Raw genomic sequence first — 8,022 nt, 5'->3', positions numbered from 1 at the left:
CGCTGATCAGATGCGCCACATCAACTCTCTCGGGCAGTGACTTGCGGGTTCTCGCCATCGGTTCCGTCCGTCGTCGTCGCGACAGAACCGAATTATGCCTGAAAACTATCTATCTGAACAGTATTGCGGCTAAGGCACAAGGCCCAGCCAGTGCCGCCCATGGCGGCAGGGATACGGCGCGATGAACCCGCGCCGCCAGGCCGCTGCATCAGCCTGCTGTGCGGGCCGAATTGCCGGGTTCCGCTGCCCATGGGGGCGACTGCCATGCATGGAGGGCGCGACTTTCTGCGCCTCTCGGGGGCGCTGCGCTTTGCAAGCGTCACGCCAGCCCGCAAGCGGGCGCCTTCGGCGGCCTACGGCCTGTCATGCCGCTTGCAACCCCTCATCGCCTGCGGCGACCGGCTTGAAAGCTCGGCCAATGAGCCCTCCATACCTGGCAGAAACCACCCCCCGCACAAGGAGCACCGCCATGAACCAAGCGATCCTCAACACCCCCGCCCAGCAAGCCGATTCCACGGCCACTCACGACCGAGCCTCCACCCCAGCAGGTGGCAAGGCCAAACCAACCCAAAACCTGCCGTCCTTCGTCATCAATCAGGCCTTGGAATTCATGCAAAAGCAGGCCGCAGCCAAGGGGGTGAGCGTGAGCAAAACCGAGATTCTTTTCACCATCACCCAAGACCCAAAAGGCAACACAGCCAAGCGCTTTGGTGAGCTTTGCGACCTCGGTTTTAAGACCGTTTTGAACTGATTTCAACCACCAACCAGGAGCACCACCATGACCATCACCTTGACCGCCACCGACCCCAAAGCCGCAGCCGAACTGTCTGATTTCTTCGGCAAGCCGATCTCCACCTACACCCGCGAGCAAGCCATTGCCGACGGTGTGCTGATCGACGTGTCCACCACCGCCCGCGAGGCCGGGATTGTCTGGCCCGTGGCGATGACCAGCGCCGCATGGGCCGACACCGTGGAATGGACGCAGGCCACCGAAGACCGCAAGGGATACACCGGGCAATCAGAAAGCGGCAGGCTTTGGGATGTCGTGTGGATGCTCAGCCTGGCCGTCCGTGGCGCGCTGCATCGCGGCCTGGACGCCAGCCAGCAGCCGCTGTTCTACAGCCTGCTGCGCACGCCCACAGCGGGCCGTGGCGTCATGCCCCGCAAGGTGACGCTCAAGTTCATCGTCGGGCCGAACGATGAGGGCCGGCCCTGCATCACGGTGATGCTGCCGAACGAGGACTGACACCCAATTTCCCGCCGCCCGGCCACCGCGCCGGGCATCACCACCACCAGGAGCACACACCATGACCTACAAAACCATCACCCCCGAGCAATTTTTGGCCGATGCCCGCGCATGGGACATCAAGCGCCGCGCGATGCGGCGCGCTGCGTTTTTCGAGGCGATCTTCAACATCTTCATGGCCGTCTTCAGCATCGCGTTCATCGCCCTGACGTGCGTCACCATCGCCGGGCCTGGCGTGCTGGCTGCGGCCGCATTTTTCGGCGTGACGCTGCACTAATCGTGCCGCGTTTCGCTTGCCGCTGAATCACCATGCCGGCGCGTGCCGGCACACCTCAACCCAAGCAAGGAACCAGATCATGCAGATCAAAACCATCCTCACCCTCTCCAGCCTGGCAGCCGCCTTGGCCCTTGGCGGCTGCGCCGGCGTGCCCCCGGGCATGGGCGGGCAGTACCAGTCCAGCGCCTACAACTACTCGACGAGCCAAGCCCAGCAAGTCCAGCAGGTGCAGCTCGGAACCGTGCTTGCCGTCCAGCAAGTCATCATCCATGCCGGCCAGGCGGAAACCGGCGCCGGCTCGACGCTCGGCGCCGTCGCGGGCGGGTTTGTTGGGAGTCGGGTCGGTAACGGCAATGGCTCGACTGTTGGAGCCGTCGTAGGCGCTCTTGCAGGCGCTGCTGGCGGCAACATGGTGGCTGGTAACGCTTACCAACAGCCCGGGTTGCAGATCACGGTGCGGCTGGATAACGGCCAGACGATTGCTGTCACGCAAGCCGCCGATGTGCCCGTTCAAGCCGGGCAACGTGTCGAGCTCCTGGGTAGCCCCTACGGGTGGAACTCAACCGCCCGTGTCGTGCCCATCAGTTGACCCATCGCGCTTCGCATCCGCCTGAATACCCATGCCGGCGCATGCCGGAACACAGCAACGCAACACAGCAACGCAACACAGCAACGCAACCGAAAGGAGCCTCACCATGCAGACCCAAACCACCAAACCCATCCTCACCCTTGCCCTGGCGGCCTCGGTGCTGGCCCTGGCCGCCGCCTTCGGCGGCTACTGGGCGGGCCGCACCCAGGGGCAGGAACAGGCGTCGGACCAGGCGTACAAGCTCTCCACCCAAGCCGATCCTTTTTGGCAATTTGGTGGTGGCCGCCCAGCCCCAATTGATGGCACTCAAACTCTGAAACTCAGGATCGCACACGGGGACGTTCGGGCGGCGCTCACCCTCTCGGATCGCTACCTTATTCAGGCCGCAAAGGTATCAAAAGCGGGCAGCCATGATGACCATGAGGCCAAACTTTTGCTTGAGGCTTTTCAAGCCCAGGAAGAGGCCTACTCAATCCTGTATCAGGGCGTCCTCCGCCTCTCCTTCCAACATCCCAAGCCCTGGCCGACCTTCTAACCATCCGCCCCAATCAATCCGGCCCGCCGCGTGCGGGCTTTTTCATGCCCGCGTCGCCCGAGTCTATTTCCTAGGCCCTAGGGCCTAGGATTTCCAAGGGGAAACCCTTTGAAAATGGAATGTCCTTGGCTTTTTAGAGGCAAACTCTCAATCCTAGGGCCTAGTTCCTAGGATTCTATTTGTAACCAGCCAGCCGAAGGCTGGGCAGGGCCGCAGGCCCGGTGGCTGGGGTTCAGGGGCCGCATGGCGGCCCCTGCCGGCTCGGTTTTCCTGGCTTTCCAGGCGCCTTAACTTTCAATCTGCCGACTTGCTGCAAAAAAATCGCTGGAATGATAACAGCAGTCTGGGGGCTCTCGAAACTCAGCCTATTAGGTTTGAAAATCGAGAATGGATTCCAAGAAAAAAGCGCCATCGGGGCTCGTTCTCAATTGCTTTGATTCTCGGAAACGGTCGTTTGCGGAGCGTAAAGGTAAGGGGCGCGCGGCTTTTTGCGCGTCCCGCTTGACCGCAATGTTAGGCATACGGCTCAAAGTCAGAGATTTGCGCCGGATACAGAGCAAACCAGTTTTGTTTATAAACAGCCTCTCGGTCAGTTGGTAGATTTTGGACGGTCGTGAGACCTGTACCTGGTAGCCCTGTCGTTTGGTTTACTACCAAGCAGGTTAGCGGAGGCAAACCCTTGGCCTGACAGTAACACATGATGCAGTTCAGAATTTGAGCGAGAACGCCAGCGCCTTCAAATTCAAGATGTTCAGCAACCTGCCCATATGTAAGTGTTTGCCGATTGTGGGCAACGCCAACAAGAATTTGCCAAACCTGCATAGCTCTTTCGCTACGTGTCATAGGACCTCCTGTGATAAATGCCTAACGAATGAAAGGGACTTCCCCGTCCCGAACTGGGCGCCTTGCGGCAACCGGCAACTGAGTGCCACGATGGGAAGCGCTGTTTCTCATCAACGCATCCGGAAGGGGAAGACCATGGTGATTCTGACCGTTGGCATTGATCTTGCCAAGAATGTTTTTGCGGTGCACGGGGTCAATGAGGCTGGCAAAGCCGAACTGCTGCGTCCGGCCGTGCCGCGCGACAAGCTGCATGAGCTGATCGCGGCGCTGCCGCCTTGCGTGATTGGCATGGAAGCCTGCTCGGGCGCGCACCACTGGGCCCGGCTGTTTCAGACGTCGGGCCACACCGTGCGTCTGATCGCGCCGAAGTTCGTCACGCCCTACCGCATGAGCGGCAAGCGGGGCAAGAACGATGCGGCCGATGCTGCGGCGATCTGCGAAGCTGTGCGGCGCCCGCACATGCGCTTTGTGCCGATCAAGACCCTGGAACAGCAGTCTCGGCTGATGGTGCACCGGGCCCGGCAAGGCTTTGTCGAGCAGCGCACGGCCACACTCAACCGCATTCGCGGCTGCTTGAGCGAGTTCGGCATCGTGCTGCCGCTCAAGGCCGCCACCGTGCGCCGACGTGCCTGCGACTGCCTGGAGGACCTGCCGGGTTACGCCAACATCGTCATTGGCGATCTCCTCAGCGAGGTCACCCGACTGGACGAGCGCATCACGCAGTACGACCAACACATCAAGGCCATGGCCAAGGAGGACGCGCGGGCCAAGCGCCTGATGCAGCTCAGCGGAGTGGGCGAGACCACGGCAACCTGCATGTTGGCCATGATCGGCAACGGGAACGACTTCGATTGCGGTCGGCAGTTCGCCGCCTGGCTGGGTTTGGCTCCGGGCCAATACAGCTCGGGAGGCAAGACCCGGCTGGGGCGCATCACCAAAGCGGGGGACAGCTACTTGCGCATGCTGCTGATCCTGGGGGCTAGAGCCATGCTGGTGGCGGCCAAGAACAAGACCGATGCCACCAGCCGATGGGCTGTGGCCCTGGAAGCACGACGAGGCTACTGGAAGGCTGTGGTGGCCATTGCGGCGAAGAACGCGCGCATGGCCTGGGCGGTGTTGCGTAAGGGCGAAGACTTCGCGCTGCCGTCTTGAGCGCCGGGCCAGACAACGCGTCACGATGACATCAACTTCAGGAGAATTGCTTTCGACCGCCGCGTGACGGCAGGCGTTGATGACAACAGGTTTGGACCTGCGCGGGGCGTGACCGATTAACTCAAGGGCGGCCAGATTGCCGACTAACGAATGGGTCCCCCGCGTGCGGTTCTCATCAGGGTCCGTGGCCAATGACATGCCACACGAATGACCGTTTGTAGTTTGGCCAGTCCGCACCTTGTTGTTCCTCTTCGTCCCCTATGCCCGGCTGGTTGGTTTTGAATCAAGATGGAAATATGGCCCGCTGCGCGGGCCACACCTCAACTTTTGCTTGACGTACGGGGAAGCCCTTGTAGTAGAGTTGAGGGGCGGCGCGCTTTTGCGCCGTCCCTCTCGAACGGCGGGTTAGACATGTGCCTCAACACCTTTTAATTTCAACGATTAGGAGTCGCGATTTTTTGCGCAAGAACCACATTCCTCACCAGCCAATGACATTGCATCACGAACACAATCTGCCATCTCATTTTGGTTTTTAAAATGCCCAAGAGCATCTGGATTTTCTTCAAGGATTTTTGCTGTTAATTCTTCTGGGTCGGAATATTCCATTGAATCAATATATGTGCCCTCGTGGTCTTCACACTCTTCGATAGCACCGACTTCAATGCACAGTCCGATTGCATGCTGAACGCAATCATCATGCTCCATTTGTTCATTCTTTGCGCGTCCCATGCTATTTCCTTTTAGTAGTGGATGAAAAAATAAAAATTTAACTGCGTGCCTGGCTATCGAAACGTGTCTAACGAAATGTAGACCGTCGGATAAAGCCGAAGTCCAGTTTATCCGACGCGATAAACACAAAGTCCGGCAGCGCCTGCGTAGGCGTTGCGCGCCTGAAACCCGCATGGCGACACGCTTTCAAGGGCGCTGCTGTGCAGTTCACGGTCCACGACAATGCGCTAACCCTGTCATCTATCCTGGACTGAGGTCCCTGCTGGCGCGAGTTCAAAACAAGACCTTTTGCGCCAGATGGTCTAGTTTCCGCGGTGCGGCGCACCTCACGCCGCCACAGCAAGCTCACCGAACGTCGCTCGTGCGCACAGGTCGGGAATATAAAGACCTTCGTCGAGATCGGGCATGTAGAGATCATGCCCAGTGCCTTCAATTTGCACGCTGACAAAGCCTTGTGCTTGCGCCTGCCTGACCACTGGTGGCAGCAGCGCAACCGGAACGGCAACCTCTGCACCGTTGTCGAATTCCAGAATGAGCCGGTCGTTGACGAACCGCGCGGAGATGGCCCTGGGTTGGATCGCGTCGAGGTAACGCCCGCGTTCCAGGGCTAGCTTGATGGACTCATCAGAAATCGCCATGTTGCGTTCTCCAGGCTTGGCAAAGCGTTGGCAGGTGTTCATCGACGGCAACCATTAGGTGGCGCAACGTGGGGGCGTCGATCCCGCGCGCCTCTTGCGCGACGATGGGCCCGCCAGGGCAGTTGAGCAGGAGCTTGGCGCGCCCGTCGGGCGAGACGGCATGCACATGGGCGGGTCGATGATCGTGGGTGTAGATCATGATCCGCCAGCCGCCAATCCGCAAGACCGTGCCCATGCGCGCATTATCCGAGCTTTTGCGCCAGTTTCGCTGCTTCGATGTGGGTGTACCGCTTGAGCATGGCAAGCGACTTGTGACCCGTCATGCTGGCCACTTCCATGACGCCCAGCCCCTTCTCGAACAGGCGCGACGTGGCCTCGTGGCGCAGGTCGTGAAAGCGCAGATCGGCCAGAAACGCGGGGTCGGGCTTGGTGCCCTGTGCGATGCAGTCGGCAAGGTAGGAGGTTTGCGACCGCTCTACGAGGCGGCTCCAGGTCTTGTTGAAGCTGTCTGGCGCAGCCCAGTGGAACACCCGCCCGTCGATGCGCCGGGGCAGGGCTTGTAGCGCCGCAATAGCTTCGCTGGAGAGTGCCACAGTGCGGCTCTCGCCGTTCTTGGTGTCTGTCAGGTGCGCGGTGCGCCTGCTGAGATCGACGCGCTTCCATTCCAGTTCGAGCAGTTCACCCAAGCGCATGCTGGACTCGATAGCCAGGATGATGATCTGCCGAAGGCCGGGCGCACTGGCCGCGTTCATCAATGCATCGAGTTCGCCGGGCAGCAAGCGCCGATCCCTTGATTTCGGCGTGGCAGGCTTGCGGACCTTTGCGACCGGGTTGCCAGCGGGTAGATCAATGCTCAGCTCTTTTTCGACGAACGAGAACAGCCCCGACAATGCATTGAGATGGTGAATGACAGACTGCGGCGACAGGCCATCCCTGAGCAGTTCATCGCGCCATGCGGCCACGTCAACTCCGCGTATCGATGACAAGAACAGCGGGCCGAACCGGGCGCGCGCAGACTGCATATATCGCGTCACATCGGCCCGCGACGCGAGCAACTGCACCGGCCCTGCGACGTATTGCGTGGCCACCTGCTCCAGAGTTGTGCGCCCTGCGTCATCACGCAGCGCAGACATATTGCCGCGCTGCGCCTCGCGCTCCATGTCCCTTGCCCAGTTCTCCGCGTCAGCCTTGAGGTCAAAGGTGCGCGAGATCGAGGGCATGCCGCGCCGCCGAACCTTCGCTTGCCAGCCGTTTTTGCGTTGCACAAAAGTCGCCATCTCAAACCCTCAATTGTCCCCAGATTGTCCCAAACCACTGGGCATATTCTACAAGAACAAGCATTCATGCGGGTTGTAGGCTGTTTTATTTCAGCCTTCTAAGCCGTAGGTCACTGGTTCGAATCCAGTCGGGCAGGCCAGAACATTCGAATCCGCCATGGGCCGCACAGCCCCGCAGGGTCGACCAGCGCCGAGCTTCAACGGATGACGGGTTTGGTGTGCCAGATTTGCTCGGCGTATTCGGCGATGGTGCGGTCGGACGAGAACGGGCCCATGCCGGCCACATTGGTCAGCGCCTTCTTGGCCCACTCGGTGGGCGACAGGTAGAGCGCGTCCACCCGTTCCTGCGTGGCGATGTGGTTGCCATAGTCGGCCAGCAGCATGTAGTGGTTGCCCCAATGAGGTGCAAGAGCACGCCGCTGGCCCGTGGAAATCGCATCGTCGTTGTGCTCTGGTCATGGTCATATCGGGTTGTCGACACGCGATGCAAAAACGGCTGACCGCGCCCGGCTGGTCTCGATGGGTGCCTGCGTTTGCGCGATGCAGGTGACGACGGAATCAGTGTAAGGACTATGCGTGATGAATTGGGCGAATATGGCGCTGCTTGCGGCGCGGCCATCAATACACAGCCATTCTTGGGGTAGGCCCAGTCGTGAATAGAACGGTCGTTCGATTCACGCAAACGCGGCTCTACAATGCCCGTCGACCCGGCGCAGCAAGCGCCTGCGCACAATCC

Annotated in this window: 11 protein-coding genes and 1 pseudogene; 6 read left to right on the top strand and 6 right to left on the bottom strand. The window is 60.3% G+C overall.

Annotated features, from left to right (window positions below):
• Positions 1-469 precede the first annotated feature (469 nt).
• From ACYCUK_RS15825 to ACYCUK_RS15805, 5 genes are all read left to right on the top strand, one after another.
• Complete coding sequence (locus ACYCUK_RS15825) at positions 470-751, top strand: hypothetical protein (RefSeq protein WP_461595657.1); 282 nt, start codon at positions 470-472, stop codon at positions 749-751.
• Between the two features lie 27 nt (positions 752-778).
• On the top strand, positions 779-1,246 hold the full coding sequence (locus ACYCUK_RS15820) for a DUF6573 family protein (protein ID WP_461595656.1): 468 nt from the start codon (positions 779-781) through the stop codon (positions 1,244-1,246).
• A gap of 61 nt (positions 1,247-1,307) precedes the next feature.
• Positions 1,308-1,523 carry a hypothetical protein gene (locus tag ACYCUK_RS15815; RefSeq protein WP_461595655.1) on the top strand — a complete coding sequence of 72 codons (216 nt, stop codon included), beginning with the start codon at positions 1,308-1,310 and terminating at the stop codon, positions 1,521-1,523.
• A gap of 79 nt (positions 1,524-1,602) precedes the next feature.
• Positions 1,603-2,112: an outer membrane lipoprotein gene (locus ACYCUK_RS15810; RefSeq protein WP_461595654.1), complete on the top strand. Its 510-nt coding sequence runs from the start codon at positions 1,603-1,605 to the stop codon at positions 2,110-2,112.
• 106 nt (positions 2,113-2,218) lie between these two features.
• A complete protein-coding gene (locus ACYCUK_RS15805; protein ID WP_461595653.1) occupies positions 2,219-2,647 on the top strand; it encodes a hypothetical protein in 429 nt (142 codons plus the stop codon).
• A 513-nt stretch (positions 2,648-3,160) separates the two neighbouring features.
• Here ACYCUK_RS15805 and ACYCUK_RS15800 read toward each other — a convergent pair.
• Entirely contained in the window at positions 3,161-3,490 is a 330-nt protein-coding gene (locus tag ACYCUK_RS15800) for a hypothetical protein (RefSeq protein ID WP_461595652.1), read from the bottom strand.
• Positions 3,491-3,625: 135 nt separating this feature from the next.
• On the opposite strand from ACYCUK_RS15800, the gene ACYCUK_RS15795 reads away from it, so the two are divergent.
• Positions 3,626-4,642, top strand: a complete 1,017-nt coding sequence (locus ACYCUK_RS15795; RefSeq protein ID WP_461595651.1) for an IS110-like element ISCARN32 family transposase — start codon at positions 3,626-3,628, stop codon at positions 4,640-4,642.
• A 441-nt stretch (positions 4,643-5,083) separates the two neighbouring features.
• Here ACYCUK_RS15795 and ACYCUK_RS15790 read toward each other — a convergent pair whose 3' ends face one another.
• The 5 genes and pseudogenes from ACYCUK_RS15790 to ACYCUK_RS15770 all read right to left on the bottom strand — a co-directional run.
• Positions 5,084-5,371 (bottom strand): hypothetical protein, encoded by a 288-nt coding sequence (locus ACYCUK_RS15790; protein ID WP_461595650.1) that lies wholly within the window; start codon positions 5,369-5,371, stop codon positions 5,084-5,086.
• A gap of 326 nt (positions 5,372-5,697) precedes the next feature.
• The gene (locus tag ACYCUK_RS15785; RefSeq protein WP_461595649.1) at positions 5,698-6,009 is read right to left on the bottom strand and encodes a DUF2442 domain-containing protein; all 312 of its coding nucleotides are present in this window, start codon (positions 6,007-6,009) and stop codon (positions 5,698-5,700) included.
• Positions 5,996-6,244, bottom strand: a complete 249-nt coding sequence (locus ACYCUK_RS15780) for a DUF4160 domain-containing protein (protein ID WP_461595648.1) — start codon at positions 6,242-6,244, stop codon at positions 5,996-5,998. The genes ACYCUK_RS15785 and ACYCUK_RS15780 overlap by 14 nt, the downstream gene beginning before the upstream one ends.
• Positions 6,245-6,251: 7 nt before the next feature.
• The gene (locus tag ACYCUK_RS15775) at positions 6,252-7,229 is read right to left on the bottom strand and encodes a tyrosine-type recombinase/integrase (RefSeq protein WP_461595647.1); all 978 of its coding nucleotides are present in this window, start codon (positions 7,227-7,229) and stop codon (positions 6,252-6,254) included.
• A 254-nt stretch (positions 7,230-7,483) separates the two neighbouring features.
• Positions 7,484-7,687 (bottom strand): annotated as a pseudogene (locus ACYCUK_RS15770) (glycogen/starch/alpha-glucan phosphorylase); the annotation flags it as partial.
• Positions 7,688-8,022: the final 335 nt, after the last annotated feature.

This window comes from Thiomonas sp., assembly GCF_054608695.1.
Note: the sequence above shows the minus strand (reverse complement) of the source record. Positions and strands in the feature narration are given on the sequence as shown.

What these genes read in the sequence shown, in the direction of transcription:
- ACYCUK_RS15825 (WP_461595657.1), top strand. Translation starts at nt 470, where the DNA reads ATGAACCAAGCGATCCTCAACACCCCCGCCCAGCAAGCCGATTCCACG.
- ACYCUK_RS15775 (WP_461595647.1), bottom strand. Translation starts at nt 7,229, where the DNA reads ATGCCCTCGATCTCGCGCACCTTTGACCTCAAGGCTGACGCGGAGAAC.
- ACYCUK_RS15780 (WP_461595648.1), bottom strand. Translation starts at nt 6,244, where the DNA reads ATGGGCACGGTCTTGCGGATTGGCGGCTGGCGGATCATGATCTACACC.
- ACYCUK_RS15810 (WP_461595654.1), top strand. Translation starts at nt 1,603, where the DNA reads ATGCAGATCAAAACCATCCTCACCCTCTCCAGCCTGGCAGCCGCCTTG.
- ACYCUK_RS15800 (WP_461595652.1), bottom strand. Translation starts at nt 3,490, where the DNA reads ATGACACGTAGCGAAAGAGCTATGCAGGTTTGGCAAATTCTTGTTGGC.
- ACYCUK_RS15805 (WP_461595653.1), top strand. Translation starts at nt 2,219, where the DNA reads ATGCAGACCCAAACCACCAAACCCATCCTCACCCTTGCCCTGGCGGCC.
- ACYCUK_RS15820 (WP_461595656.1), top strand. Translation starts at nt 779, where the DNA reads ATGACCATCACCTTGACCGCCACCGACCCCAAAGCCGCAGCCGAACTG.
- ACYCUK_RS15790 (WP_461595650.1), bottom strand. Translation starts at nt 5,371, where the DNA reads ATGGGACGCGCAAAGAATGAACAAATGGAGCATGATGATTGCGTTCAG.
- ACYCUK_RS15785 (WP_461595649.1), bottom strand. Translation starts at nt 6,009, where the DNA reads ATGGCGATTTCTGATGAGTCCATCAAGCTAGCCCTGGAACGCGGGCGT.
- ACYCUK_RS15815 (WP_461595655.1), top strand. Translation starts at nt 1,308, where the DNA reads ATGACCTACAAAACCATCACCCCCGAGCAATTTTTGGCCGATGCCCGC.
- ACYCUK_RS15795 (WP_461595651.1), top strand. Translation starts at nt 3,626, where the DNA reads ATGGTGATTCTGACCGTTGGCATTGATCTTGCCAAGAATGTTTTTGCG.